This window comes from Bradyrhizobium semiaridum (assembly GCF_020329505.1).
GTDB classification, from domain to species: domain Bacteria; phylum Pseudomonadota; class Alphaproteobacteria; order Rhizobiales; family Xanthobacteraceae; genus Bradyrhizobium; species Bradyrhizobium semiaridum.
Window position 1 is genome coordinate 173,567 of record NZ_JAGKJJ010000006.1, and the last position, 26,079, is coordinate 199,645.

Annotated in this window: 28 protein-coding genes; 14 read left to right on the top strand and 14 right to left on the bottom strand. The window is 65.3% G+C overall.

Annotated elements, in window-relative coordinates; translation table 11 throughout:
- Positions 1-16: 16 nt before the first annotated feature.
- A complete protein-coding gene (locus tag J6500_RS09640; RefSeq protein WP_225712453.1) occupies positions 17-1,045 on the bottom strand; it encodes an ABC transporter substrate-binding protein in 1,029 nt (342 codons plus the stop codon).
- Between the two features lie 330 nt (positions 1,046-1,375).
- Entirely contained in the window at positions 1,376-2,281 is a 906-nt protein-coding gene (locus tag J6500_RS09645) for an SDR family oxidoreductase (RefSeq protein ID WP_225712454.1), read from the bottom strand.
- A gap of 90 nt (positions 2,282-2,371) precedes the next feature.
- Between J6500_RS09645 and J6500_RS09650 the strand changes: the two genes are divergently transcribed.
- Positions 2,372-3,205, top strand: a complete 834-nt coding sequence (locus J6500_RS09650) for a helix-turn-helix transcriptional regulator (protein WP_225712455.1) — start codon at positions 2,372-2,374, stop codon at positions 3,203-3,205.
- Between the two features lie 47 nt (positions 3,206-3,252).
- Here J6500_RS09650 and J6500_RS09655 read toward each other — a convergent pair whose 3' ends face one another.
- The 4 genes from J6500_RS09655 to J6500_RS09670 all read right to left on the bottom strand — a co-directional run bounded on the left by J6500_RS09655 (position 3,253) and on the right by J6500_RS09670 (position 6,378).
- The gene (locus J6500_RS09655) at positions 3,253-4,071 is read right to left on the bottom strand and encodes a Crp/Fnr family transcriptional regulator (RefSeq protein WP_225712456.1); all 819 of its coding nucleotides are present in this window, start codon (positions 4,069-4,071) and stop codon (positions 3,253-3,255) included.
- Positions 4,072-4,106: 35 nt separating this feature from the next.
- Positions 4,107-4,541, bottom strand: coding sequence for a hypothetical protein (locus J6500_RS09660; RefSeq protein ID WP_225712631.1), 435 nt, complete (start codon positions 4,539-4,541; stop codon positions 4,107-4,109).
- Between the two features lie 230 nt (positions 4,542-4,771).
- Complete coding sequence (locus J6500_RS09665) at positions 4,772-5,557, bottom strand: ABC transporter permease (protein ID WP_225712457.1); 786 nt, start codon at positions 5,555-5,557, stop codon at positions 4,772-4,774.
- On the bottom strand, positions 5,557-6,378 hold the full coding sequence (locus tag J6500_RS09670; protein ID WP_225712458.1) for an ABC transporter ATP-binding protein: 822 nt from the start codon (positions 6,376-6,378) through the stop codon (positions 5,557-5,559). The genes J6500_RS09665 and J6500_RS09670 overlap by 1 nt, the downstream gene beginning before the upstream one ends.
- 179 nt (positions 6,379-6,557) lie before the next feature.
- On the opposite strand from J6500_RS09670, the gene J6500_RS09675 reads away from it, so the two are divergent.
- Positions 6,558-7,481, top strand: a complete 924-nt coding sequence (locus J6500_RS09675; protein WP_225712459.1) for a 2-dehydropantoate 2-reductase — start codon at positions 6,558-6,560, stop codon at positions 7,479-7,481.
- Here J6500_RS09675 and J6500_RS09680 read toward each other — a convergent pair.
- Positions 7,457-8,284 (bottom strand): IclR family transcriptional regulator, encoded by an 828-nt coding sequence (locus tag J6500_RS09680; RefSeq protein WP_225712460.1) that lies wholly within the window; start codon positions 8,282-8,284, stop codon positions 7,457-7,459. The genes J6500_RS09675 and J6500_RS09680 overlap by 25 nt on opposite strands.
- A 136-nt stretch (positions 8,285-8,420) precedes the next feature.
- Between J6500_RS09680 and J6500_RS09685 the strand changes: the two genes are divergently transcribed.
- Genes J6500_RS09685 through J6500_RS09720 form a run of 8 tightly spaced genes read left to right on the top strand, consistent with a single transcriptional unit; the run spans position 8,421 to position 14,303 of the window.
- Entirely contained in the window at positions 8,421-9,656 is a 1,236-nt protein-coding gene (locus tag J6500_RS09685; protein WP_225712461.1) for an ABC transporter substrate-binding protein, read from the top strand.
- 46 nt (positions 9,657-9,702) lie between these two features.
- Positions 9,703-11,052, top strand: coding sequence for an aromatic ring-hydroxylating oxygenase subunit alpha (locus J6500_RS09690; RefSeq protein WP_225712462.1), 1,350 nt, complete (start codon positions 9,703-9,705; stop codon positions 11,050-11,052).
- Positions 11,049-11,855, top strand: a complete 807-nt coding sequence (locus tag J6500_RS09695; protein ID WP_225712463.1) for an SDR family NAD(P)-dependent oxidoreductase — start codon at positions 11,049-11,051, stop codon at positions 11,853-11,855. Before J6500_RS09690 ends, J6500_RS09695 begins: the two co-directional genes overlap by 4 nt.
- Positions 11,856-11,875: 20 nt before the next feature.
- Positions 11,876-12,469: a 3-phenylpropionate/cinnamic acid dioxygenase subunit beta gene (locus tag J6500_RS09700; RefSeq protein ID WP_225712464.1), complete on the top strand. Its 594-nt coding sequence runs from the start codon at positions 11,876-11,878 to the stop codon at positions 12,467-12,469.
- A 14-nt stretch (positions 12,470-12,483) separates the two neighbouring features.
- Positions 12,484-12,678: a hypothetical protein gene (locus tag J6500_RS09705; protein WP_225712465.1), complete on the top strand. Its 195-nt coding sequence runs from the start codon at positions 12,484-12,486 to the stop codon at positions 12,676-12,678.
- 23 nt (positions 12,679-12,701) lie between these two features.
- Positions 12,702-13,097 carry a hypothetical protein gene (locus J6500_RS09710; protein ID WP_225712466.1) on the top strand — a complete coding sequence of 132 codons (396 nt, stop codon included), beginning with the start codon at positions 12,702-12,704 and terminating at the stop codon, positions 13,095-13,097.
- A 7-nt stretch (positions 13,098-13,104) separates the two neighbouring features.
- The gene (locus tag J6500_RS09715) at positions 13,105-14,127 is read left to right on the top strand and encodes an FAD-dependent monooxygenase (protein ID WP_225712467.1); all 1,023 of its coding nucleotides are present in this window, start codon (positions 13,105-13,107) and stop codon (positions 14,125-14,127) included.
- The gene (locus J6500_RS09720) at positions 14,010-14,303 is read left to right on the top strand and encodes an FAD-dependent oxidoreductase (protein ID WP_225712632.1); all 294 of its coding nucleotides are present in this window, start codon (positions 14,010-14,012) and stop codon (positions 14,301-14,303) included. Before J6500_RS09715 ends, J6500_RS09720 begins: the two co-directional genes overlap by 118 nt.
- 45 nt (positions 14,304-14,348) lie before the next feature.
- Here J6500_RS09720 and J6500_RS09725 read toward each other — a convergent pair whose 3' ends face one another.
- The 4 genes from J6500_RS09725 to J6500_RS09740 all read right to left on the bottom strand — a co-directional run bounded on the left by J6500_RS09725 (position 14,349) and on the right by J6500_RS09740 (position 19,225).
- Positions 14,349-17,114: a beta strand repeat-containing protein gene (locus J6500_RS09725; protein WP_225712468.1), complete on the bottom strand. Its 2,766-nt coding sequence runs from the start codon at positions 17,112-17,114 to the stop codon at positions 14,349-14,351.
- Between the two features lie 164 nt (positions 17,115-17,278).
- Positions 17,279-17,548 (bottom strand): DUF3551 domain-containing protein, encoded by a 270-nt coding sequence (locus tag J6500_RS09730; RefSeq protein ID WP_225712469.1) that lies wholly within the window; start codon positions 17,546-17,548, stop codon positions 17,279-17,281.
- Positions 17,549-17,577: 29 nt separating this feature from the next.
- Complete coding sequence (locus J6500_RS09735) at positions 17,578-18,240, bottom strand: hypothetical protein (protein WP_225712470.1); 663 nt, start codon at positions 18,238-18,240, stop codon at positions 17,578-17,580.
- 148 nt (positions 18,241-18,388) lie between these two features.
- The gene (locus J6500_RS09740) at positions 18,389-19,225 is read right to left on the bottom strand and encodes a metal-dependent phosphohydrolase (RefSeq protein ID WP_225712471.1); all 837 of its coding nucleotides are present in this window, start codon (positions 19,223-19,225) and stop codon (positions 18,389-18,391) included.
- 255 nt (positions 19,226-19,480) lie between these two features.
- Between J6500_RS09740 and J6500_RS09745 the strand changes: the two genes are divergently transcribed.
- The 3 genes from J6500_RS09745 (at position 19,481) to J6500_RS09755 (ending at position 22,205) form a co-directional block, all read left to right on the top strand.
- On the top strand, positions 19,481-19,696 hold the full coding sequence (locus J6500_RS09745) for a hypothetical protein (RefSeq protein ID WP_225712472.1): 216 nt from the start codon (positions 19,481-19,483) through the stop codon (positions 19,694-19,696).
- Between the two features lie 164 nt (positions 19,697-19,860).
- Positions 19,861-20,649, top strand: coding sequence for an ATP-binding cassette domain-containing protein (locus J6500_RS09750; RefSeq protein ID WP_225712473.1), 789 nt, complete (start codon positions 19,861-19,863; stop codon positions 20,647-20,649).
- Entirely contained in the window at positions 20,646-22,205 is a 1,560-nt protein-coding gene (locus J6500_RS09755) for an ABC transporter permease/substrate-binding protein (RefSeq protein ID WP_225712474.1), read from the top strand. The genes J6500_RS09750 and J6500_RS09755 overlap by 4 nt, the downstream gene beginning before the upstream one ends.
- A 141-nt stretch (positions 22,206-22,346) precedes the next feature.
- Here the strand turns inward: J6500_RS09755 and J6500_RS09760 are convergent, their stop codons facing one another.
- Both J6500_RS09760 and J6500_RS09765 read right to left on the bottom strand, forming a co-directional pair.
- The gene (locus J6500_RS09760) at positions 22,347-24,059 is read right to left on the bottom strand and encodes a sulfatase-like hydrolase/transferase (RefSeq protein WP_225712475.1); all 1,713 of its coding nucleotides are present in this window, start codon (positions 24,057-24,059) and stop codon (positions 22,347-22,349) included.
- 157 nt (positions 24,060-24,216) lie between these two features.
- Positions 24,217-24,933 carry a TetR/AcrR family transcriptional regulator gene (locus J6500_RS09765; RefSeq protein ID WP_225712476.1) on the bottom strand — a complete coding sequence of 239 codons (717 nt, stop codon included), beginning with the start codon at positions 24,931-24,933 and terminating at the stop codon, positions 24,217-24,219.
- A 108-nt stretch (positions 24,934-25,041) separates the two neighbouring features.
- Between J6500_RS09765 and J6500_RS09770 the strand changes: the two genes are divergently transcribed.
- Positions 25,042-25,662, top strand: a complete 621-nt coding sequence (locus tag J6500_RS09770; RefSeq protein ID WP_225712477.1) for a hypothetical protein — start codon at positions 25,042-25,044, stop codon at positions 25,660-25,662.
- A gap of 22 nt (positions 25,663-25,684) precedes the next feature.
- Here J6500_RS09770 and J6500_RS09775 read toward each other — a convergent pair whose 3' ends face one another.
- Positions 25,685-25,918, bottom strand: a complete 234-nt coding sequence (locus tag J6500_RS09775; protein WP_225712478.1) for a hypothetical protein — start codon at positions 25,916-25,918, stop codon at positions 25,685-25,687.
- Positions 25,919-26,079 lie beyond the last annotated feature (161 nt).

The window sequence follows — 26,079 nt, forward strand, 5'->3', positions numbered from 1 at the left end:
CCGGATCGCATCATGTCTACTTCGCGTTCGATCCGGTCGTTTTCTTGACCTGGTCGACAAATTTGTTGGTGTAGGTCTTGGTGACGTCGATGCCGGCCTTCGCCACCTCGGGCGAGCCGGTGCTGAACACCGCGAGCACGGCCTCGGCCCCCTTCGGGTCCATCTTGCCGGTCTGCGAATACATCGGAATCGTATTCTTGAGCGCGGCGAGATACTGCGCCTTGTCCTTACCGACGATCTCGTCCGGCATCTTGGCCATGATCTCTTCCGCTGAATGCGAATGGATCCAGTTGAGGGTCGCCATGATGGCGTCGGTCAAGCCCTGTGCTTCCTTCTCGTGGCCATTGACCCAGGCCGTGGTCGAGTAGAGCGCACCGCCCGGATATTCGCCGCCGAACACCTCGAGCGTATCGTGCTGGGTGCGGGTGTCGCTGAGGATCTTGAGGTCCTTGTGAGTCCCCTGCAGCACGGTGACGGCGGGATCGAGCATCACGGCGGCATCGATCTGGCCCTGCTCCATCGCGGCGACCGCGGTGGCGCCGAGGCCGACGCCGATCACCGCGGTGTTCATCGGATCGATGCCGTTCTTCTTCAACAGATACTTCAGAAAGAAATCGGTCGAGGAGCCTGGCGCGCTGACGCCGACCTTCTTGCCGGCCAGATCCTTGATCGCATTGATCTCGCCGGTGTGCTTCGGCGAGACCACCAGCACGAGGCCGGGATAGCGGTCATAGACCACGAAGGCCTGCAGCTCCTGCTTCTTGGCGGCGAGATTGACGCAATGGTCGAAATAGCCGGAAACGACGTCGGCGCTGCCGCCGAGCACGGCTTTGAGCGCGTCCGAGCCGCCCTTGAGGTCGACCAGTTCGACCGCGAGCCCGGCCTTGTCGTATTCGCCGAGTTGCTTGGCCAGCACAGTCGGCAGATAACACAGACAGGCGCCGCCGCCGATGGCGATCGTGACCTTGCTTTGCGCTGCGGCAAGACCCGTGCTGACCACGAGCGCCAGCACTGCGCCGGCCAGCCTGCCAAATATCGTCCTCATGACGTCCTCCACTCGAATTTGGCGGCAACATAATGCAGTGCGGCAGGCTTGAGAAGGCGGCTTTCCGATAGCTGGTCAACCTCGCCGCGGCGACATAGCATTCCGCCGCAGGCGCCTGACGATACGAAGCTGCTGGATTGGTTCAAAGCTCTCGATCGTCATTGCGAGCCAACGGGTCGCGCGGATGCGCGCCCGATGACAGGCTCGGCGAAGCAGTCCATCCCATCAGCATATGCGGGCCGCTGGATTGCTTCGTTGCGTCGCTCCTCGCGATGACGGCAGAATACGTCGCTGTGTAAGGCTGGCAGAGGCACGGAGCGTCGTGCCACCCTACGCTCTACGTCCTACCGCGAAATACGCCTCATGATCGATATCCGCGAGCAGGCCCGGCTGCTGCGGCTGCCAGCCGAGTGCCGCGCGGGTGCGTGCGCTCGAGGTCGGCACGTCGAAGGCCGCGAACCTTGCGAACCAGCCGAAATGCAGGGCCGCCTCGGCGGGTGATTTCGAGACCAGCGGAACATCGAGCCGGCGCGCGATCACCTCGGCGATCGCCTTGAACGGCACGCCCTCGTCGGCCACCGCATGGAATGGCCCACCCTCGACGCCGCGCTCCAGCGCCAGGCGATAGACGCGCGCCGCATCAAGCCGGTGCACGCCGGGCCAGCGGTTTTGCCCGTCTCCAATATAGGCCGAGGCGCCCTGCTCGCGCGCGATCGCGATGAGGCGCGGCACGAAGCCGTGATCGCCATGGCCGTGCACCGAGGGCGGTAGCCGCACCACGGCAGCGCGCACGCCGCGCGCGGCTACCGCCGTCGTCGTCGCCTCCGACGCACGCGGATAGGAATCGGAGACCGGGATCGGCGGATCCTCTTCCGTCGCGACGCGGCCCTGAGCCACGCGCGCGACACCCGACGTCGTGATCAGCGGACGCCTGGAGCCTTCCAGCACCGCGCCGAGCGTCTCGATGGCGCGGCGGTCATCGGCGCAGTTCTGCGCGAATCTCGAAAAGTCGTGGTTGAAGGCGCAATGGATCACCGCGTCCGCCTGAGCCGCCCCGCTTCTGAGGCTGTCGAGATCTTGGAGCGTTCCGTAGTGAACCTCGGCACCGGCGGCGGCGAGCGCCTCCGCGCCTTTGTCCCACCGGGTCATGCCCAGCACCTGATGGCCGGCGGCAATCAATTCCCTGGTGACGGCCGAACCGACCCAGCCGGTGGCTCCAGTGACAAACACGCGCATGCAAAGTCTCCAGTTTAGCTGGCGACAAATTTCGCGGCTCACGCTATTCTGGTAAAGTAGTGACTATATCATGGTATACTAGATAACAGGATGAGCGAGCCGCTCGCTCACGAGAACCTGCTCGGCGCCTATCTGAAGGACCGCCGCAGCAAGCTCGATCCGGCCGCGTTGGGCTTTCCCGCGGAACGAAGGCGCACGCCGGGACTGCGCCGCGAGGAGGTGGCGCAGCGCGCCAATATCAGCCCGACCTGGTACACCTGGCTCGAACAGGGCCGCGGCGGCGCGCCGTCAGCCGACGTGCTCGACCGCATAGCGCGGGCGCTGATGCTGACTGATGTCGAGCGCGAGCACCTGTTCCTGCTCGGGCTCGGCCGCGCACCCGAGGTGCGCTACCAGCGCAGCGAAGGTGTGACGCCGCGGCTGCAACGCGTGCTCGAGGCGCTGTCGCCGAGCCCGGCGGTGATCAGGACCGCGACATGGGACGTGGTCGCCTGGAACAAGGCGGCGACCGTCGTGCTGACGGACTACGGCGCGCTGCCGCCGCACCAGCGCAACATCCTGCGCTTCATCTTCCTCGATCCGCGGGTCCGCGCCGCACAATACGACTGGGCGAGCGTGGCGCGCTTCGTGGTCGGCGCGTTCAGGGTCGATGCGGCCCGCGCCGGCGCCGCGACGGCGGTGCAGCCGTTCGTCGACGAACTGTGCCGGCTCAGCCCCGAATTCGCGGCGCTGTGGCGCGACAATGACGTTCGCAGCCATGGCGACGGCGTCAAGCATCTGCGGCACCCGATCCTCGGCCCGATCGCATTCGAGTACTCCGTATTCGCAGTCGATGGCCGGCCGGATCTCAGCATGGTGGTCTACAATCCCGTGGACGCCGGGGTCGTCGCGAAGATCCGCGAACTGATCGATGCGGCGCGTTAGCGCGGATCAGGTCGCCGCGATATCGCGCATCACATCGACCGCCAAGCTCAAGGCGGGTCACTGGCAGCCACCGTCTGCGATCCGGCACTTTGTTGCGCGATGGTTTTTTCCAGCCGCGCGATGTTTTCCAGCAGGCGCTGGCTGGTCAGGACGAGGAAATAGTAGCCGAATTGCGGACTTTGAAAATAGAGCTCAAGCAGCCTGTCATAGGTGATGGTGAGAACCTGTCCGTCCTCTATGCATTCGACCGTCCCGGTTCGTCGGTTATTCGGCGTAAGGAAGCCTAGTTCTCCCATGAGACGCCCTGGCGGAAGCTCGACGTCGATTTCCTTGACCAGGAATCTTCCGGTGACGGTCAGAAACATTTCCGTCGCAACGTCACCTTTCTTGAACAGTCTGTCGCCCCGTTTGTAGCGGCGCTCGGTCATGAAAGGCCTGAGCCATTCCATCGACATGTCACCCTGTGTCGCAGTCCGCGCCTTCTTCACCAGCCTGAGCATCTGACGGAGGCGAACGGCATTGATCGGCAGCAACAACAGATAAAGCAGAAAAGTGCTGACGTTTCCCGTCAGCGCACCAAAGGTCGCGAAGAATGTACAGCCTGCCATATTGGCGACGCGCAGCGGCACCATGGTCTGCATCAGCAAGGTCGCGACAAAGAAGATCGCGCCAATCAATGCAAACATGTTGGCAAGCGTTATGTTGGCCAAGCCGATTTCGAGCAGCCGGTTGAACAGCGCATCGTAGGTGATGTTGTTGGGATCGAGCCCCAATTGCACCAGTATCTTTGCGACCCTGAGATTGTCCGCGGCGGTATCGAGGATACGATTGAGTATCGTCGAAAGATCTGCGCTGTTGAGCTCCATTGGATCTTCTCTTCGCGAAGCAGATTGAAGACGGTTCAATTCATGAGAAACGTGTAGGCGACGATCAGGGCCACCATGGCAGCGAAGATCAGCAGGGCCGGCACGGATTTCCGGCCGGCGGGTCTGTCGGGCGCGGCCGCGGCCAGCCGGGCCGGCGGAGGCTTACGCGGTGTCTGAGACCGTGCGGCCCCTTTGGCCGCCGACATTGCAACGGCATCCAGCTCCGGCGCCGTGCCAAGGCCGCCCATCTCGCGATAGTAACCGGTGTAGACCTCGCGAACTGCCGCTGCTTTCGAGTCGGCCTCGCTCATCGCCTCAAGCCTCGCTCTATAATCGAGCAAGACCGCCTGCGCATTCGGAGGCAGGTCGTCGAAGCTCCCGAGCTTCGCCATCATGAGCCAAGTGGCAAAGTCCGCCTCAGCTTTGAAGTGGGCCTTTCGGGCGATCCTGATGCTCGGGCGTGAGGCCATCATTATCTGATCGACTTGCCATGCAAAAGCGCGGCATTTCATGACGTTCGCTGAACGGTACGTCTAGGTGTGCGAGCTATCGAAGCCGGCGTCAAGTACCGCGTAGCGTCCGTTTCCCGCATAGCTCACGCATGAGCGCCCACGCCTACACCTTTCCTGTAACGTCGCCGTAACAGCCGTCTCGAAAAAACATCCATACAACGTGCAGCCGAGGGGCATTGTCCCCGACCCTAATCCTGGCGCACCGCGGTCGGGCGCCACACCAAAAGCCGCTTCTCGACCAGCGTCACCACCATGTCGATCAGCAGGACGAAGGCGGACAGCACGAACATGCCGGCGAACACGCCGGCAACGTCGAACACGCCTTCGGCCTGCTGGATCAGATAACCAAGCCCGGCCGCGGCGCCGAGATATTCGCCGACCACGGCGCCGACCACCGCGAAGCCGACCGAGGTGTGCAGCGAGGAGAACATCCAGGACAGCGCCGACGGCCAGTAGACGTGGCGCATCAATTGCCGCTCGTTCATGCCGAGCATGCGGCCGTTGTCGAGCACCGTGGTCGGGACTTCCTTGACGCCCTGATAGACGTTGAAAAACACGATAAAGAACACGAGGGTCACACCGAGCGCGACCTTTGACCAGACGCCGAGCCCGAACCACAGCGCGAAGATCGGCGCCAGCACCACGCGCGGCAGCGCGTTGACCATCTTCACATAGGGATCGAACACCGCGGCGACCCGCGGCTGCCGCGCGAACCAGAAGCCGACCAGGATGCCGCCGGCCGAGCCGATCACGAAGGCGAGGATCGATTCCCACAGCGTGATCGCAAGATGCTTCCAAATCACGCCGGTCGAGAACCACTTGACGATCTGGCTGAACACGTCGACCGGATTGGAGAAGAAGAACGGCGGCAGCAGGATCCTGCCGAACAGCGGCACCGTGGTGAAGAACTGCCACAGCACCAGCGCGACGACGGCAACCAGGACCTGCAGATAGAGCAGCGTGATGCGCGACATCAGGCGGCCCCCGCCTGGGTCGACTGCACATAGCCCTTCATCACTTCGTCCTTCAGCACGCTCCAGATCTCGCGGTGCAGGGCGTGAAAATCCTTTTCCATGCGAACTTCCGAAATGTCGCGCGGCCGCGGCAGCGCGATGCGCCAGTCGCCGATGATGCGCGCGGACGGGCCGGCCGACATGATGACGACGCGGTCAGCGAGCGCGATCGCCTCCTCGAGGTCGTGGGTAACGAACAGCACCGCCTTGCGGTCGGCACTCCACAATTCCAGGAGCAGGTTGCCCATGATCTGCCGGGTCTGCGCATCGAGCGGGCCGAACGGCTCGTCCATCAGCAATATCTTGGGATCGCGGATCAGGACTTGCGCCAGCGCGACGCGCTTGCGCTGGCCGCCGGAGAGCATGTGCGGATAGCGACCCGCGAAGGCGCCGAGCCCGACCGAGCCCAGCCATTTCTGCGCACGGGCCAGTGCCTCGACACGCGGCGTGCCCGTGATTTCGAGCCCGATCGCGACATTGTCGATCGCGGTCTTCCACGGGAACAGCGCGTCGGCCTGGAACAGGTAACCGGCGTCGCGGTTGAGGCCGGCCAGCGGCTGGTCGAAAATGCGCACGGCGCCGCCCGCCGGCCGCAGTAACCCGGCCGCAACGTTCAGCAACGTCGATTTGCCGCAGCCGGTCGGGCCGACGATGGCGACGAACTCGCCATGGGCCACTGCCAGGCTTGCCTTCTCGACCGCGGTATAGACGCGTCCGTCCGCCAACCGAAACGCCACCGTCGCGTCGTCAAGCGCGACCGCCGTCGGCCCTGTCTTTTCCACCCGCCGTCTCCCACGTTGGTGGAATGGCTTAGCGGTTCAAGCGGGCAAGTTCAACGCAGGAAGATGGCACGGGCTGCCAGCGGGCGTACGGTCGCGCGGCTTTCACGGCAAGCGGGTTGAGAAAAGCGCCGATATTGTCGAGGGTGCAGCCAAGGACGACGGACGCGAGGAGACGGATCATGCGGATTTCAGTGGTAGGCGCCGGTGGCGTCGGCGGCGGGTTTGGCGCGGCGCTTGCGCATGCCGGCGCGGACGTGACCTTCATCGCGCGCGGCGCACATCTCGCGGCGATGCGCAGCGAAGGGCTGAGGGTCCAAGGTGGCCGCGGCGAAACCCATCTGGTGCCGACCAAGGCGACCGACGATCCGGCCAGCGTCGGGCCGGTCGATGTCGTGCTGTTCTGCGTCAAGCTGTGGGATGTCGAAAGCGCGGGCGCGCACATCAAGCCGATGGTCGGCGCGGACACCGCCGTCATCCCGCTGCAGAACGGCATCGATGCGCCGGAGCGGCTGCTCCCGATTCTCGGACCCAAGGCGGTGATGGGCGGCGTTGCCCAGATCAGCGCCTCGATCATCAGGCCGGGGGTGATCAACCAAGTCGGTACCTTCATGCGGATGATTTTCGGCGAGCTCGACGGCAGCATCACGCCGCGCGGCAAGGCGCTGCATGCGCTGTGCCTGAAGGCCGGCTTCGACGCCACGCTGAGCGAGCAGATCACGACCGAGCTGTGGATGAAGTTCGTGCTGCTCGCCACCAATGCCGGCATGACCGCGGTCACCCGGCAGCCGATCGGCAAGCTGCGCGACGATCCCGATCTGCGGCCTCTGTTCGTCGCGGCCTGCGAGGAGACCATCGCGGTCGCCAAGGCCAGCGGCATCAAGCTGCCGGACGATGCGCTGACCAAGGTGCTCGACTTCATCGGGCACGCGCCGCCGGCGATGAAGGCGTCGATGGCGCTCGACCTCGAACGCGGCAACCGGCTCGAACTGCCCTGGCTCAACGGCAAGGTGGTCGCGCTCGGCCGCAAGCTCGGCGTGCCGACGCCGACGCACGACATGCTATATGCGGTGCTGAAGCCCTATGCGATGGGCGCGCCGTCCTGAGATCCCAGCAGCCGCGAAATTCGCCGGCCGGCGTCGCACACCAGCTTTGAGAATTCCAGCAGCTTCTGCTGGTCGATCCGCGCACTTGGCCCGTAGAGGCCGACCGAGCCGGCGACGCTGCCGCGATGATCGAAGTACGGCGCGGAGACCGCGACCGTTCCGGTGAAGATCTCGCCATGGCTCGTCGCGTAGCCGTTGCGTCTCGCCGATGTCAGGGCGTCCTCGAGCCGCGCGCGATCGGCCTTCTCCGGGATCGTGGCGAGAAGCTCGGCCTGCCGCGCCGGGTCCATGAAAGCCAGCATGGCTTTGCCGCTCGAACCCTGTGTCAAGCGCAGGCTGTCGCCGACGCCGCGGCTGATCGACAGCACGTGACGGCTCTCGCATTCGAGAATGCAGATGCCGCGATCCTCCTGCAGGCGGAACAGCGCGGCGGTCTCGCCGGTCTCCTCGCGCAAGCCTTCGAGGATCGGCCGCGCTGTCGTCACGATATCGAGCCCCTTCAGCCAGACATGCGACAGCTTCATCACGCCATGCGACAGACGAAAGCGCTGCGGCTCGCCCTCGGACTGAATGAGATCGCGCTGCGCCAATGTCTGCAGCAGACGATAGAGTGTCGGCCGGCTCAATCCGACGCGCTTCTGGATCTCGATCACGCTCATCGCCGGCTGATCGGGCGTGAAGCATTGCAGGATGGCGATGGCGCGATCCACCGCGCGGACGCCTGACGCCCCCTGCTCGGTCTCCGTTTCGGCCTCAGTCTCCCGACTCTCTTTCTCCCGGCTCTCTTTGGGCTTCTTCGCCATCCGTCCACCTCAGCGATTCCGGCAGGGCGCACTGCGCCGAGCGCGCTTGACCGATCGGTCCGCCCAGTTACTATCGCAGATTATGAGAACACTGTCCACTAGATGGACATAGCAAAATGCGATCGGGAGGTTCAAATTGCTTCAGACTGGTGGTCCGCGGAGATGGCACACGGCGGCTTCGGCGATCGCGACGCTGCTGGTTTCGACGTCGCTCGCGTTCGCCGCGCCCGACGGCTCCGGCATCTCGGACGGCGTGGTGCGCATCGCGGTTCTCGGCGACTACGGCAGCGGCCGCGATCTCGGCGGCCCCGGCTCGGTAACCGCAGCCAAGCTTGCCGCTGCGGATTTTCACAACGAGGTGCTGGGCAAGCCGGTCGAGATCATCTCGGCGGACCACCAGAACAAGCCGGACGTCGCAGTCGGAATCGCGCGGCAATGGTTCGACATCGACCATGTCGACGCGGTGACCGACCTCGCGGTGAGCTCGGTCGGCCTCGCCGTCGCCGGCCTCGCGACCCAGAGCAACCGAACCGCGCTGGTCTCGGGCGCAGCGACCTCGGACCTCACAGGCGACAAATGCTCGCCCGTCATCACGCACTGGGCGGATGACACCTACGCGCTGTCGGCCGGCCTCGTCGGCGAGCTCGGCAAGCGCGTCGGCAAGGAATGGTTCTTTGTCGCGGTCGATTATTCGTTCGGCACCGCGATGGTGAAGGATGCCTCGCGCGCCGTCACCGACGCCGGCGGCAAGGTGCTCGGCGCGGTGCGCTATCCCTTCAACACCACCGACTTCTCATCCTTCCTGCTTGCCGCGCAAAGCTCCGGCGCCAAGGTAGTGGCGCTGGCCGGCACCGGCGCCGACACCGTCAATGCGGTGAAGCAGACCCACGAATTCGGCCTGCAGCAGGGCGGCCAGACCATCGTCGGCATGCTGACCTTCATTGCCGACGTGCATTCGATCGGGCTGAAGGACGCGCAGGGCATGTACATCGCCTCGCAGTACTATTGGGATGATGATGACGGCAGCCGCGCCTTCGCAAAACGCTTCTTCGAGATCGAGAAGCGCGAGCCGACCAAATTGCAGGCGGCGACCTATGCGGCCGTGCGGCATTACCTGAAGGCGATCGAGGCCGGCGGCAGCGATGAAGCCAAGGCGGTCAACGCCGAGATGCGCAAGCTGCCGGTCGATTTCTTCGGCCGCCCCGCGCACATCCGCAAGGATGGTCGCGTCGTCTACGACCTGTCGCTCTACCGCGTGAAGGCACCGAACGAGAGCAAATATCCCTGGGACTACTATCAGAAGATCGCGGTGATCTCGGGCGACAAGGCCTTCCGTCCCGAGAATGCGGGCGGCTGCAAGTTCATCAACTAGCAAACCCGCACCGTCCGTCGCGCCTGCAATAGACAAGGAGGAGCCGATGCCGCTTCGCAACGATTTCGATCAGCTTGTTGACGTCAAAGGTGGCTTCATCAGCCGCGAGATTTTTGTCGACGCCGATATCTACCGGCAGGAGCTCGACAAGGTCTTCACCCGGGCCTGGCTCCTCGTCGGGCACGAGAGCCTGGTGCCGAACCCTGGCGACTTCTACACCTCGCGGATGGGCGAAGAGTCCGTCATCCTGTGCCGCGACAAGAAGGGCGAGATCCACGTCTTCCTCAATTCGTGCCGGCACCGCGGCATGAAAGTGTGCCGCTATGAGCAGGGCAACACCTCGCTGTTCACCTGCCCCTATCACAGCTGGACCTATACGACGGATGGCAAGCTGCAGGGCGTGCCGCTGCACCGGACGCTGTATGACGGCGTGCTGGACCGCGAGGCCAACTCGCTGGTCTCGGTGGCCAAGCTCTGCAACTACAAAGGCTCAATCTGGGCGACCTGGGACAAGGATGCGCCCGACTTCATCACCTATCTCGGCGACGCCAGGATCCATCTCGACCAGGCGCTCGACTGCCGCGACGGCCGCGAGGGCGGCTCCGAGGTGATCGGTGTCCACAAATGGGTGTTCCCCGCCAACTGGAAGTTCGCCGCCGAGAATTTCCTCGGCGATACCTATCACAATCCGAGCCATCGCTCGGTCGACCTGATCGGCATCGGGCCGAGCGCCGCCGCCGGCAAGAAAGGCCGCCGCGACGACGAGCTGGAGAAGGCGCAGCACGTCTGGATCAGCTTTCCGGAAGGCCACGGCGTGCACAGCGCGATCCAGCCGGAGGCCAACGATTACATCGAGTCCTTCCTCGACAATCCGATTCTGGAGAAATACTTCCGGCATTGCTTCGAGGAGCGCAAGCGGCGGCTCGGCGAGCAGGCGCGGCTGTTGCCGTTCGTCGGCACCATCTTCCCCAACACCTCCTATCACGGGCGGCAGCCGCGTGGATTGTGCGCCTGGCATCCGCACAGTCCGACCTCGACCGAAGGCTGGCGCTTCTTCCTGGTCGACAAGGACGCGCCGAAGGAAGCCAAGGAATATCTGCGCCGCTACTACATGCGCTATTCCGGACCGGCCGGCATGACCGAGCAGGACGACATGGAGAACTGGCTCTATGCGACCGCGGCGAGTACCGGCACGATCGCGCGGCGCTATCCCTTCAACTATCAGCAATCGATGGGCGCGTATGTGACCGACCATCCGCTCGGCGGCGAGGTTTCGACCCAGATCACCGAGCAGATCGCGCGCGGCTTCTACCGGCGCTGGACCAGCTACATGCAGGGCGGCGACTGGCACGAGCTGCTCGGTGCGCCCGCGGGCAACCGGCAGGCCGCAGAATGAGCACGCCGGGAAAAACCGTCCTCGTCAGCGGCGGCACCTTTGGGATTGGCCGCGCCATTACGCTCGGTCTTGCCAGGCGCGGCCACTCGGTGCTGGCGTTCGGACTCGAAGCGCCGCAGGTCTCGAGCACCGCGCAGAACGCCATTCCGGCGCTGCGGGAGGAACTAGATCGCGAGGGGCTCTCAGCCGAGCTGATGGAGGCGGATGTCTCGCAGGCGACCGACGTCGCTCGCGTCGTCGAGCGAGCGCTGGCGCGTTTCGGCCGCATCGACGGCGTGGTCAACAATGCCGCGATCGGCCCGCTCGGCACCGTGCTCGACACCGACGAGGCGCTGTTCGACCGGATCGTCGCCGTCAATTTGAAGGGCCCATATCTGACCAGCCGCGCCGCGATCCCCCACATGATCGCGCAGGGCGGCGGCTCGATCGTCAACATCGGCTCCGGTGCCGGCTGGGGCAAGCCGAACATGGCGGTCTACAGCGCCAGCAAGGGCGGCGTGGTCGCGCTGAGCGCGGCGATGGCCTACGACTTCTTCCACCAGCGCATCCGCGTCAACACCGTGATCCCCGGCGGGGGCGGTATCGTCAGCGGCATGAGCCTCGGCCGCGTCGGCGGCGACGCATCGCGGTTCGGCAAGGGCGCGCCGGGCACCGCCGCGGGCCGCGTCGCTGAAGGCAACGACATCGCCAATGTCGTGGCGTTCCTGCTGTCGCCGGAGGCCGAGACACTGTCCGGCACGGTGATCGATGTCGGCTGCTTCGCCCAGCAGGGCGGGCCGATCCCGCCCAAGCCGGCGCTCTGACATTCCTGAGGAGAAAGCCCATGACGACGACCATTCAGGACCAGGACAGCAAGGCGCCGGCTGCTGACGCCGCGATTGAGCGCTCCGCGGCCTATTACCGGCTGAAGGCCGATGTCGAGGATTTCTACTACCACGAGGCCGACCTGCTCGATGACCGCCGGTTTCGCGACTGGCTCGATCTATTGACCGAGGACATCAGCTACTTCATGCCGATCCGGCGCAACGTGAAGTTCGGCCAGCAGGCGGCACGCGAGAACACCAAACGCGGCGAAGGCATCAGCTGGTTCGACGAGGACAAGTGGACGCTGACCAAGCGCGTCGAGCAGATCCTGACCGGCGTGCACTACGCCGAGGAGCCGCTGTCGCGGATCACGCACATGGTCAGCAATGTGCAGATCAAGGGCGCGCGGCCGGAGGTCGGCGCAGCGCGTGAGCTGGATGCCACCAGCCGCTTCCTCGTCTACCAGAATCGTGTCGAATACGAGACCTACATCTTCGTCGGCCGCCGCAACGACACGCTGCGCTTGACCGATACCGGCTGGAAGATCGCGCGGCGCGAGATATTGCTTGAACAGAACATCCTGCTGGCCAAGAATCTGACCACGTTCTTCTGAGCAAGGCCGACAGCATGATTGACGTGATGGCGATCAAGGTGGGGACGCGCTTGCGGTTGCAGCAAGGCGTCACCGCCGAAGTGGTGGAGAACATGGATGATGGTCAGTGGCTGCAGGTCCGATATCTCGAGGTCCCTGCCCGGCCCGACGATGTCGGCAGCGTCGAGCTGTGCCACGCCCAGGACATCATCAGGGTGCTCGGCGAGTAACTGCGGCCGACGGACAGGCGACCATGCTGCGATTTGAATACATGCCGAGCGATTTCCATCCGCTGTTCCTGTTCCTCGGCGAAGGTCCCGATCTCGCGGCGCTGGCGCGCCTGTTGCGGCGCTTCGCCGATGATCCGCAGGACATCGCGGTAGCGGAGCGCATTCCGGGCGCCACCTCGCGCGACGTGCTGGTACTGACGCCGGCTGACGGCGAGTTCGGCATGCGCGATCTCGGCGGCCGCTTTGCCTGGAAGCTGACGGGATGGCAGGCCGAGAAGATCGCCGAGCGCATCGAGCTGTTGACGCCTGAGGACAACAAGTCCGGGTCGGAGATCGTCGAGATCGGCAGCGAGGGCGAAATCCCTGTCAAGGTGTCGCGCGGCGAATTCACCGACGACTTCCTGATCACGCGAAGGTAGCGGCAGAATGAGCGCACAGTGCAAGCCAAGGGTCCTGATTGCAGGCGCTGGGATCGGCGGACTGGTTGCCGGATTGTCGCTGCTGCAGCGGGACATCGAGGTCGAGATTTTCGAGCAGGCCTCGGAGCTGCGCGAGCTCGGCGCCGGCGTGCAGCTCAGCTCCAACGGCACGCGCGTGCTGATCGCGCTCGGCCTCGAAGCCGAGATGCAGGCGATCGCCTGCGAGCCCTCGGGCAAGGAAATCCGGCTCTACAGCACCGGGCGGACATGGAAGCTGTTCGACCTCGGCGCCTCCTCGCGCGAGATCTACGGCGCGCCCTACTGGATGGTGCATCGCGGCGACTTCCACCGCGTGCTGGTCGACGCCTTTAACGCTCGGGCGCCGGGCAAGCTGCATCTCGGCAGCCGCTGCACGGGATTCGACGAGGATCGCGGCGGCATTTGGCTGCGGCTTGGCGATGGGGAGCGGCTCCACGGCGACGCCGTGGTCGGCGCCGACGGCGTGCATTCGGAAATTCGCCGCCAGATCGGCGGCGACATGAAGCCGTACTTCACCGGCGTGGCGGCGTGGCGCGGCCTGGTGCCGATGGCACGTCTGCCGGTACCGCTGCAGCGCGACGTCGGCACCAATTGGATCGGCCCCGGCGGCCATGTCATCACCTATCCCGTGCGCCGCGGCGAGCTGTTGAACTTCGTCGGCATCTTCGAAGGCCAGAGCTGGTCGGTGGAATCCTGGACCGAGCGCGGCACGCGCGAGCCTGCAGCGCAGCGTTCGCCGGGTGGAATCCGGCAATCCACACCATCATCGAAAACGTCGATGTGCCCTACAAATGGGCGCTGCTCGGACGCGATCCGCTCGATCACTTCGTTGCGGGGCGCGCCTGCCTGCTCGGCGACGCTGCGCATCCGACGCTGCCGTTCCTCGCGCAAGGCGCCAACATGGCGATCGAGGACGGCATGGTACTGGCACGCTGCCTCGAAACCTTCCCACCTGATGAGGCCCTGCAGCGCTATCAGGCGGCGCGGCTGACGCGGACCAATACGATCGTGATGAAGTCGGCGGAGAACGCCAGGCGCTTCCACAATCCGGCGCTCGCCGACGCCGAGGGCGCCGATGCCTATGTCACGCGCGAATGGCAGCCTGACCGGGTCCGCGAACGCTATGACTGGCTGTTCACCTATGACGCGCTGACCGCGCCGATCTGAGTACGGCCGCGTCCTGCGCGGCCGCACCAAGGCATTGGCGGCGCTTCAGACCATGAAGTGGCCATGTCCGCCGGCCGCCTGCACATACGCCTGCCACTGATGATCGAGCACGATGGTCTCGTGGCTGCCGTTGGCCTGGTTGATGTCGAGCACGAGATCGTTGCCGCCGCCGCGCTGCGCCGTGACATCGGCCGAGCCGTTGACCAGATCGACCAGCGCCGCCATCGAATTGACCACCGCGCCGGACCCCGCGCCTTCGCCGGTATCGAGCACGGTCGCCGGATGGTCGCCGTGCGAGGCGAAGGTGCCGGCCTCGTAGTCGTAGAACACCAGCGCGTCGCCCTTGTTGAAGTTGAGGTCGAACACCGTGTCGGTGGCGCGCTGGCCGGCGACCTGATCGGTGCCGTTGAAGCGGAACTGGTCCGCGCCGACGCCCCCGTACAGCAAGTCGCTGCCGCCACCGCCGTTCAGCACGTCGGAATGCAGGCCGCCGATCAGCACGTCATTGCCGCCCTTGCCGTCGAGGAAGCTGCCGAACGGGCTGAACAGCTTGGCGATCAAGAGGTCGCCGCGGTTGGTGCCCTCGACCGGATTGTCGGAAACCACGGTGATGTTGGTGCCGCCGTGGCCGTCGGAGGTCAGCTGGAAGTTGAGGCCCGACGCATAGGCGTGGGAATCCAGCTGCAGCGAAATCGCGCCTGTCGTGCCGCCGGTGATGGTGAGCACATTGTCGGCCGACAGCGTCGCCTGCTTGGCCTTGCCGATGCCGGCGAGATCGATGGTGTCGCCAGTGGCAAAGCCCTCGATCGTGTTGCCGAGATGGCCGTGATCCAGCGCAGCCTGATCGATGCGCAGCGTCTGCGCGCCGGCCTCGAAGGTGATGGCGCCGGTTCCGGCTGCGTCCAGCGCGGCCAGCTCGAGCGTTCCGGCATGCAGCGTCGTGCCGCCGCTGTAGGCGTTCGAACGGGCCAGCACGGTGGTGCCGGTTCCGGCCTGATCGAAGGCGCCGCCGCCCGAGATCGCCGCGTTGAAGACGAAGGTGTCAGAATGGCTGACGCCGAGGATGCCGTCATTGGTGATGGCACCGGCCAGCGCGCCGCCATCGGCGATGGTCAGGCTCGCGCCAGCCGCGATCGCGATGCCGGAGGCGAAGCTTTCGCTGTCGGTGATCCGCCAGTTGCCGCCCTGCACGTCAAGCAGTTCGAAATTGACGGCGTGCGCCAGCGTACCTGCACCGGCGCCGAGCAGGTTGATCGTATCGGTGCCGTCGCCGCCATCGATGGTCGAGGTGAAGGTCGAGCCGGCATAGTCGTTCAGCGTATCGTCGCCGCCGCCCATGGCAATACTGCCGTCGATCGTGCCCTTGTTGGTGATGGTGTCGGCGAAGGTATCGGTGATCGCGATCGCCTGGCCGTTGCCGCCACGGATCAGGCCGTCGTTGAAGATCGTGATCGCGGCAAAGGCGTTGCCGAGATTGCTGTCGTCGACGGTGATGCCGCGATCGGCCCCGTCGATCGTGCCGTGATTGACGACGCTGCCGCCGCCGATCGCAAGGGCTTCGGCGAGGTTGCCGTCGGTATGGCCGGTTGCGGTGATCGTGCCACTGTTGGTCAGCGCGACCAAACCGTCGACGTCGACGCCGTCGCCATCGTCCGTGCCGTTGGAATGGCCGGTGATGAAGCCGTTGTTGGCGATGGTCGCGGTGGTGGTTGCCGCGCTGTCGAGGTTGATGCCTGCACCATTGTCGCCGATGATGCTGGCGCCGAGATCGTTGGTCACCGTCACCACCTGATCGCCGGTGATGCCGTGGCGCGCGCCCTCGATCACGCCGCCGGCGTGGTTGTTGACGACGCCGCCGGTATTGCCCTGGAAATCGATGCCGTCATTGCCGGTGTCGCCGGACGAGGCGTGGCTGACGATGCGCCCGGAATTGTCGATCACCATGTTGACGCCGCCGCGAATCGCGTCGGCATCGGCGGCCTGCAGCAAGCCGGTCGCCTGGTTGGTGAGATGAATGCTGCCCGAGGCCGACACCAGATCGGTGAAGTCGATCGCCTGGCCGTTGGTCGAGCCGGTGTTTCCGGTCGACTGGATGGTTCCGGCGTTGTCGACTGTCACGACATAGGCGGCATTGAGCGGCTGGGCACTCGCCGTGAGGCGGACGGCATCGCCTTGCGACTGGATCACGCCGTGCTGCTGGTTGGTCAGCGTGAAGGAGGTCAGGTTGGCCAGGCTCGAGGTGTTGAGATTGATGGCGCGGCTCGCCGACGCCGTGGCGTCGATCAGCCCGTCATTGGTGATCGTGATCGTGCCGGCGCCCGGCCGGATCGCGTCGTCGCCGCTGGCGCCGATCACGGCGCCGGTGCGGTTGGTGATGTTGATGACGGCGCTGGCCGAGGTGATCGTGGCGAAGTCGAGCGCCTGGCCGCTGGCATGCGCGACGATGTTGTTGTTGGCGTCGAGCGCGCCGGAAACGATGATGACGGAATTGTCGACCGAGACCGTGCCATCGGTGATGTTGGTGTTGATCCGGAACGCGTCGTTGTTCGCGGCAATCAGCTTGGCGCCGGCCCGGTTGATCAGGCTGAGGCTGCCGGTCGAGAACGAGCCCGAGGTGTCGATGCCGCGCGTGGTGGCGCTGATGGTACCGGCATTGTCGATCACCACGCCTGGGCTGTTCGAGCCGCCCGTCCAAACGACAGTGGTCGCAGCCTGGAGGGTGCCGCCGGCCGCGATGGTACCAATGTCATTGCCGCCGACGGTCTTCGCGGACGTGACAATGGAGCCGCTTGCTACGGTAAAAGACGACATGAAGCCTCCCAATGTGCCTGGACTTGACGCTGCACCGCGTCACGGAATCTGCAATGCAGCCGCGACCGGTATCGGGAGTGCATGACGGTGAAATGACGCCCCGCGCTTCGGCCCTTGTTGGGATCGGGGATGAAGCAGCAGAAGACGCGATGGGGCCCGGCTCCCTAGTCCACGTAGGGACGCCGCTTGTGGGCCCGGCTCTTCGGCTTCTTCGGACCCGCATAGAATGGATTGACCGAGCACATCGCCGGCCGCCCCGAGGCCGTCGCCTGGCACTGCGGAATCGATGTGAAGCTGCAATCGATGTAATCGGCAGTCATCCGGCCGCCATAGACCTGCATGCACACGGGGTAGTTCGGGTCATAGGCCTGGGCGGCGGCAGGCCCGCTGACAAGCACGCCGAGCGCGGCTATCGCGTAGAGTCCTGGGCGCATCGAATTCTCCCTTCCTTGGAGGCGCGCGGTTATTGATCGCCCGCAGGCTTGCCGCCGTCCTCGCCGAGGCAACGGATCACGAAGGCCGCCGTATCGCGCGGCAGGATCTGCGCGGCGCGCGCCTTGAGGCGGCATTCGAGCTGCGCGATCTGGCGGGCGCGCTGCCGATCGGTCGGCAGCGCGGCCTGCCGCAGCTTGCGCAGCGTCATCGGCGAGCCGTCGGATTCGAAGTTCAGCTCGTACTTCCTGCCGTTCTGGTCGGTGGCGTTGCAGCTGATGCTCGATACCTGCCGGGTCACAAAGCTGCCGACCTGTCGGCACGACCCCGTCGACATTTCGACCTGCGGCGACGGCAGCCCGTCGACCCGCGGGCGATCCTTCGATTTCAGCAGCATGCGGTCGACCGCTAGCTCGAACAGATTGTCCTGGGTCTTGCCGACGCTCTCGCCGGAGAACGAGATGATGTGGCTGTTGTCGGCGGGATCGTCCAGCACGACAGTGAACTCGGAGCGGCCGCGCTGGGTGTGGAAGTAAGCGACCGCCTTGCAGGTGTAGTTGCGACCGGCGACGTTGACGTTGCGGCAGGTGCCGGACATCAGCGCATACATGTCGACATCATAGACCGGACCGGCGACGGCGAGCGCGGGCCACAGGGCGATTGCGGCCGCAAGCAGCCGCGCGAGACGCGACAAAACGCCGGGTCGATTGCGGATTCGGTTGAGAGCCCAATGCATGGCTCAAACTCGCCGATTTGAGGCGTCAGTGCAATCGCCGAAACGGGCCTAAATTGCCGCGTTGCGGACCGGCCGGGAACGCCGTTCCCAGGGCTACGCGTCGTCGTCAGGTCTGTGGTCCGGACAGCGTCACCTCGCGTTCGGCGCGGAAGACGTTGCTGTAGAGGTTCGCGATCCACTGCCGGCCGCTCGCCGTCATGTTGAGACAGCTGATGGCGCCCTGGATGTGCGGCGCAACGATGTTCCAGTAGAACTGCGGATAGCGATCCACGATGTCGGCCGGCGATTCATAGCCGAGTTGGCGGTTGATGCCGACCTCCTCGAACTCGTGATAGAGCGCGTTCGCCTTGCGGATGTAGTTGGGATCGCCGAGCTGCCCGATGAAATCCGCGGCCCGGACGATCGCCGCCTCGTCGTCGTATTCCTGGCCTTCCGGCGCCGGAAACCGCGTGCCCTCGATGTTGCGCGCGACGCGCTCGCGATCGATCGGAAGCACCGCCTCGAGCCTGTCGAGTACGTAGAGCTTGGAGCGGTCGACATGGTACGGCATCAGGCCGGCATCGGAGGAGCCGCGCGGCAGCACCACTTTGCGGCCGGTTGCATCGACGACATAGCCGTCCGGTCCGTCGCCCTTGAGCAGCCCGCGCACATACCCGATGTCGTGGGTCAGGCAGGCGATGATCGTATGCGTGTAGTCCTCGGCCGTGACGTGGGTGTGCAATGCGCGGCCGCGGATGATGTCGTGACCGGCGAGCGTGACCAGCATCGTGTGCTCGACATTGTGGTAGAGCGCGTCGCTGTTGCCGATGCATTCCAGCGCGATGCGTGCCGCGGCCGGAAGAAGCTCGCCGAAGCGGGCCTGCGAGGATCCGAACGTGCGGCTGACCCACGTGGCGAGAAACTTCTCCAGAGCTCCTGCCGCCAACTCAGGTAACGTCATCATCGATGCAGCCCCCGACCGCGCAACGTCCCTCACTGGCTTCGATCTCGCGTCCTAGTTGGGTACGGAGTATAGCGCACACTCAAACGGGCGGCTACGCGGCGTACCGCGCGGCTTTGCAGCGGGCCGTACTTTCCCGGGCTTGTCCGCCATGACGCCGCCGACGCCGATAGTGGCACGAACCCTGCATGAATTGGTTCAGAAGTCGCCGGTTCAGACATCGCGTCAGATCGCGTTATTCCACCGATAAGGGCCATCATGCTCGTTACGCTCGTCGCCATCCTCTGCAATGCTCAACTCTGCATGGAAAAGATCGTCACAACCAGTGACCAATCCGGCATCACCATGGGCGCCTGCGCAGTGAATGCGCAAATCGGCATCGCCGACTGGCTTGCCAAGGGGCCGTATCACGATTGGCGCTTGCGCAGCTACAAGTGCATCATGGGCAAATACGTGCCCAAGAACGAAGTGTGATGCGCTCACGGACTTTCTGCAAGGGGTTTGATTCGCGGTAGCCGTCGCTCGAATCAAGGAACCGGTGACCCCAACCGTTGGCCTAGGCGCCGCGGCTCAAGTCAAAGTCCATTTTATGGGCTATCACTGTCGCTCGCGATAGTGAGACCTGAGGTCGCCTGGAAATGTCGGTAACGCCGCTGATCGCCTATGCGCATGTCGGCAAGAGCTTTGACGGCGGCCGCGTGGTGGCGGTCGATGACGTTTCGCTCGAGGTCACCCAGGGCGAATTCGTGGCGATCGTCGGCGGCTCGGGCTCCGGCAAGACCACGCTGCTGCGGCTTGCCAACCGCTTGATCGAAGCCGATCGCGGCCGGATCGCGATCGAAGGCGAGGATGTCAGCCAGCTCGATCCGATCCTGCTGCGTCGCCGCATCGGCTATGTCTTCCAGAGCGGCGGACTGTTTCCGCATTTGTCGGTCACGGGCAATATCGGCATCACACCGAGACTGCTCGGTTGGCCGCAGGCCGAGATCGCAGCACGGATCGACGAACTGCTCGACCTTGTGCAGCTCGACCGCGCGCAATACCGCGACCGCCTGCCGCACGAGCTCTCCGGCGGCCAGCGCCAGCGCGTCGGTGTGGCGCGTGCGCTGGCTGCGAAGCCGCGCATCGTGCTGATGGACGAGCCGTTCGGCGCGCTCGACCCGCTCACCCGCGATGCGCTCGGCGATGACTACCGCCGCCTGCATCGCAGCCTCGGCCTGACCACGATCATGATCACCCACGACATGACCGAGGCGCTGCTGCTCGCGGACCGTGTCGCGGTGATGCGCGCCGGCCGGCTGCTGGCGCTGGGCACGCCAGCCGAGCTCTCCGCCGGCACCGACGCCTATGTCGGCGAGCTCCTGCGCACGCCGCGGCGCCAGGCCGAGCGGCTCGGCGCATTGCTGCCGCGGGACGGCGCGGCATGAACCTCGGCACCGATCCGCGCTGGAGTGAGGCGCTCGGACATCTGGGCGACTATCTCGGCAGCCATGTGCGCGTCAGCGTCGCCGCGCTGGCGCTCGGGCTTGCGGTCAGCCTGCCGCTGGCGATCATCGCCCGCAATCGGCCGCTGCTGCGCGGCGCGCTGCTTGGGCTGGCCAGCGTCGTGCAGACCGTGCCGGGCCTTGCCCTGCTCGCCCTGTTCTATCCGCTGCTGCTGGCGCTCGCGGCGCTGACTGCCGCGTGGTTCGGCGTCAGCTTCTCCGCCTTCGGCTTCCTGCCGGCGGTGCTGGCGCTCGCGCTCTACTCGATGCTGCCGGTGCTGCGCAACACCATCACGGGTCTTTCGGGCGTCGATCCCGCGGTGCTGGAGGCCGCGCAAGGCGTCGGCATGACGCCGCGGCAATCGCTCACCATGATCGAGCTGCCGCTGGCGCTGCCGGTGATGATGGCCGGTATTCGCACTGCGGCGGTGTGGGTGATCGGCACCGCGACGCTGTCGACGCCGATCGGCCAGACCAGCCTCGGCAACTACATCTTCGCAGGGTTGCAGACCCAGAACTGGGTGTTCGTGCTGTTCGGCTGCATCGCCGCCGCGGTGCTCGCGCTTGTTGTCGACCAGTTGCTGGCGCTGATCGAGAACGGCCTGCGCACCCGCAGCCGTCTCCGCACCGCGCTCGGCGGGCTCGGCATCGCGGCGCTGATCGCGGCCACGCTAGTCCCGTCGCTCGGTCGCTCGCAGTCCCGCTATGTCGTCGGCGCAAAAACCTTCACCGAGCAATACGTGCTGTCGGCGCTGCTGGCGCAGCGTCTTCAAGCGGCCGGGCTGTCGGCCACAACGCGCGCCGGCCTCGGCTCCAGCGTGATCTTCGATGCTCTGACTGCCGGCGACATCGATGTCTACGTCGACTATTCCGGCACGTTATGGGCCAACCAGTTCCACCGCACCGACATCCGGCCGCGCGCGGAACTGCTCGGCGAGCTCAAGACCACGCTGGCGCAGCAGAACATCACGCTGCTCGGCGAGCTCGGCTTCGAGAATGCCTATGCGCTGGTGATGCCGAGGAGGCGCGCCGACCAACTCGGCATCCGTTCGATCGCCGACCTCGCGTCGCGGGCGCCGACCATGTCGATCGCCGGCGACTATGAGTTCTTCTCGCGGCCGGAATGGGCCGGCATCCAGAAGGCGTATGCGCTATCGTTCCGCGCCCAGCGGCAGATGCAGCCGGACTTCATGTACGCCGCGGTCGCCTCCGGCGAGGTCGAGGTCATCGCCGGCTACACCAGCGACGGCCTGATCGCGAAATACGACCTCGTCGTGCTCGAGGACAATAGGCACGCGATCCCGCCCTATGACGCGATCGTGCTGCTGTCACCGAAACGAAAAGACGACGAGACGCTGAAGGCCGCACTGCAGCCGCTGCTCGGCAAGATCGGCATCGCCGACATGCGCGAGGCCAACCTGCGCGCATCGGGCAATGATGCCTCGTCGTCGCCGGATGCGGTGGCGAGATGGCTGTGGGAGAAGATTGGCGGCCGGTAGTTCCATCATCATTGTGAGGATTTCGCGACAAAATTGCAGAGCAATTTTCTGTTGAAGCGACGAAGCAATCCATCACTCGCAACGACGCGAACAGAGATGCGCATGCGTCCGCTGCTTCCGCGCGCGGGTCTCGGAGCGAACTCAAAGCCCCTTGATCATTCCCGCGTCGATCAGCATGCGGTTGAAGCGGCGCGCCTCGGCGCCGTCCTTGCAGGAATAGAATTTGCCGCCGCAGCGGAGCATGATCGCCTTCTGCTCCTCGAACGACGGATCGAGCGGAATGCCGGCGGCCTCCTGGATCACCAGCGGCAGATAGGCCGCATCGATCGTGTCCATCACCGCGGTGCTCTTCACCGGCTCGAAGTTGATGGCGTCGATCGCGTAGTACGTCGCGTAGTAGCGCGGATCGTAATCCATCAGCTTCTTGCCGATGCCGGCCTCGTCGAGTTGCGGATCGAGCAGTTGCGGCGAGAATTCCGGCTGATGGTCACCGTAGCGTACGATCAGGAACGGCTGCGCCGGAAACTTCTTCTTCAAGGCCGCGACGAAGCCGGCATAGTCGCTGGCGCTCATCGCCTGCCGGCGAAGATATTCGTCGATCGCAGGCGGATTGCCCGGCCGCTTCCACGACGGCAGCAGGTCGGGACGGAATTTCGTCTCCCACGGAAAGTGATTGGCGGCGAGATAGACGAAGGCGAACAGCGGCGTGCCCGGCGTCTTCTGCTCCGACATCAATTTCAGCGCCTTGTCGTAGAAGAAGCTGTCAGGCTCGACGTCCTTCGCATGCATGTCGTGCGCGTCGTAGAATTGCTGGATGCCGGCGGTGGCCTGGAAGCTGCGCGCACTCATGAAGCCGCCGAATGCCGGATACAGCGAGAGCGTCTCGTAGCCGCAGCGGCGCAGCGCGAGCGGCAGGCCGCGCTCGACGCGGCCCGACGCGATGCGGGTGACGAAGTGGGCGAAGCGGCCGAACGAGCGCGACGACAGCCCGGCGAGCACGTTGTATTCGGTGAACCAGCTCGGCCCGCCATTACTCTCGGCGACGAATTTGCGCGCGACGCCGTCATAGGACTTGAACTGGCTGCCATAGCCGGCCGGCACCTTGACCCCGGCGGCGGCGCGGATGTCGAAGCTCGATTCATCATGGATCATGATGATGTTCGGCCGCCGGCCGGCGGGGTGGCAGGCGTCGACCAGCGGCACCTTCAGTTGCTCGTTCGAGCTCCGATCCGATTCCATGAAACCGTAGGCGACGAAATCCGACACCGCGGTCACGCCGGAGCGCGCGAACTTCGACAGGTACCCATCGTCGTAATAGCCGCGCCAGGCTTCGTCCGGCCAGGTGAAGGAATAGGCCGACAGCGCCGCGGCACAGGCGAGACAGCCCGCGGCGGCCGGCAGGCGGCGAATGCGAAACGGATCGAGCCACCACAGCGCATACATCAGCGGCAGCGTGACGAGCCCGGCGCCGATAATCGACCAGCGCAAATTTGGGAAGATCGTGAGCAGGAACGATGCGGTGTCGCGGTCGATCACCATCAGGTCGACGAAGTTCGCGGTCATCTGCACCACGTCGTGCTTGAAGCGCGACAGCAGCACCACCAGCACGACCAGGGTCAGCGACAGCGCGCTCGACAGCGCCGGGCGGCGCAACAGGGCAATGAACAGCAAGTTCATGATGCCCCAGGTCAGCAGGAAGCAGATCCGCGAGCCGAAATCGGTCTCGGTCCGCAGCATCACGATCAGCGCGCCGAGATGCGGTGCGGCGACCGCCATCAACCGCCAGATGCCGATCGCGACCAGGCTGCCGGCCAGCGCGGCGACGGAGGAGTTTTGCTGGGGCGCGGGCGCCATGGGCGGGACGCAATACAACCCGGCGCAATGCATTCGCCTGGGCTGGCAACGGCCAGGAGGCACACGGCACAGCCGGTATCCGCGCCATGTCACAAAATCGTAATTGAATCGTCATGAATGGGCAATCGATTTGCCGAAGCGCCAATGCCTGCTGCCGTCACTGCGCGCCTTCAACTTTCGCAGCAGGTCTCGGCCGCGCGATCCCCGCGATGAAGAGGTCGACGATCCCCGCCGCCATCGCCTCGGCGTCCGCCTCCGTGATGCCCCAGCGCGGCAGGTGGCCGTCAATGTGCATTCGGGCAAAACCATACACCAGCGCGCGGCCGGCGATCTGCACCTGCTTCAGGTCGACCGCCCCGAGCTGCCCGGCCGCAAACGCGTCGGCCAGTGTGCGCGCCGTCAGGTCGATCAGTTCGGCATTGTCGCTGGAGACTTCACCCGAGCGGTCGTGGTCGAAGAAGCGGCGGCTGGAGATGATCTCGAAATGGGTCGGGTTCTGCATCGCCCAGCGCAGATAGGCGATGCCGAGGCTGCGGAAGCATCCCAGGGGATCGCCGGCGGGCGCGCCGGCCAGCGCCGCCTCGATCTCGGCGCGGAAGCGGCGCTGCGCCTCCTCCGCGACCGCGTTGATCAGGGCGTCCCGGCTCGGGAAATGCCGGAACGGCGCGCCCGGCGAGACCCCGGCGCGGCGGGCGGCCTCGCGGACGCTGACCGCCTCCGGCCCGCCCTCGCCGACCAGCTGCATCGCGGCCTCGATCAGGACGCGGCGGAGGTCGCCGTGGTGATAGGGCCTCGCCGCCGGCGCGCGCTCCGCAGCCGGACGCGGCTTGGCGGGTCGGCGTCCTGGCGGCGGGCTCTTGGCGGGGCGGCGCATCACGCTGCTCTAGCATCACCCGCTTGTGAATGTAAGCACCGATTACACGGATTGACCGCGCGCCGCGCCGCTATGTAACTGGTGATTACATTACGTGGGAGGCTGGGCATGACGATGCGGCGAAACTGGTTCGAGGGCTGGCGGCTGTTCGCCTTGCTCACGCTGACCCTGATCGGGCTTTCGATCTGGATCGCCGCCATGCGGCAATTCGAGGTTGAGGGCGTGCGGATGGTGATCCGCTTCACCGCGCGCACCTCGCTGCTGCTGTTCTGCCTCGCCTTCTCCGCGGCGGCGGCGGCGCAGCTATGGCCGAACGGCTGGACGCGCTGGCAGCGGCGCAACCGCCGCTATCTCGGCGTCAGCTTCGCCGCCTCGCACGCCATCCATGCGATCGCGATCGCCGCGTTCGCTGCGCTCGATCCGGCCGGCTTCGCCGCAGCGACCTCGGCCGTCTCCTTCATCTTCGGCGGCATCGGCTACGCCTTCATCGTCGCCCTGACGGCGACCTCGTTCGATCGCACCGCTGCGATACTGGGCCCGCGCGCCTGGCGCGCGCTGCACCTTGTCGGCGGCTATTACCTGCTGGTGCAGTTCATGGTCTCGTTCGGCAAGCGGATTCCCGAGATGCCGCTCTACGCGCTGTTCCTCATCCCACTCGTCGCAGTGTTCGTGCTGCGGATGACCGGCATGGCCTCGCGCCCGGCGTCCCGCCCGGCGCAGGCAGGCTAGCGCGCGAGGAGACCCGATCGTCTCACACGAGATGAAACTTGCGGCCGAGCCGGCGATGCACCGACATCACGGCGCGGTCGACATCGCTGATCAGGCTGTCGCCGAGCACGACGTGGGGAATCTCCCAGTTTCGGCCGATCTGCGCATCGGGCAGCGCGGTGACTACGGGCACCCGCGCTGTCTCGCAGCCGGGATGGGCACGCAGTGCGTCCTCTGCGAGGCGGGCCAGTTCGTCCTGGTTCTTTGCGTCGGTCATCACGCAGACGATGGAGGTGAAAAGTGGCCCGGCGATGGAGTCATCGTGAAGAAATCCTAAAGAGCATTCCGCAGCCTGCCAACTGAATTGAATCCTGCGCGGTCGCGCCCCGTTAACGATGCGGTGCGCCCCGTATTTGCACCGGGTTCCGGCTTAACACA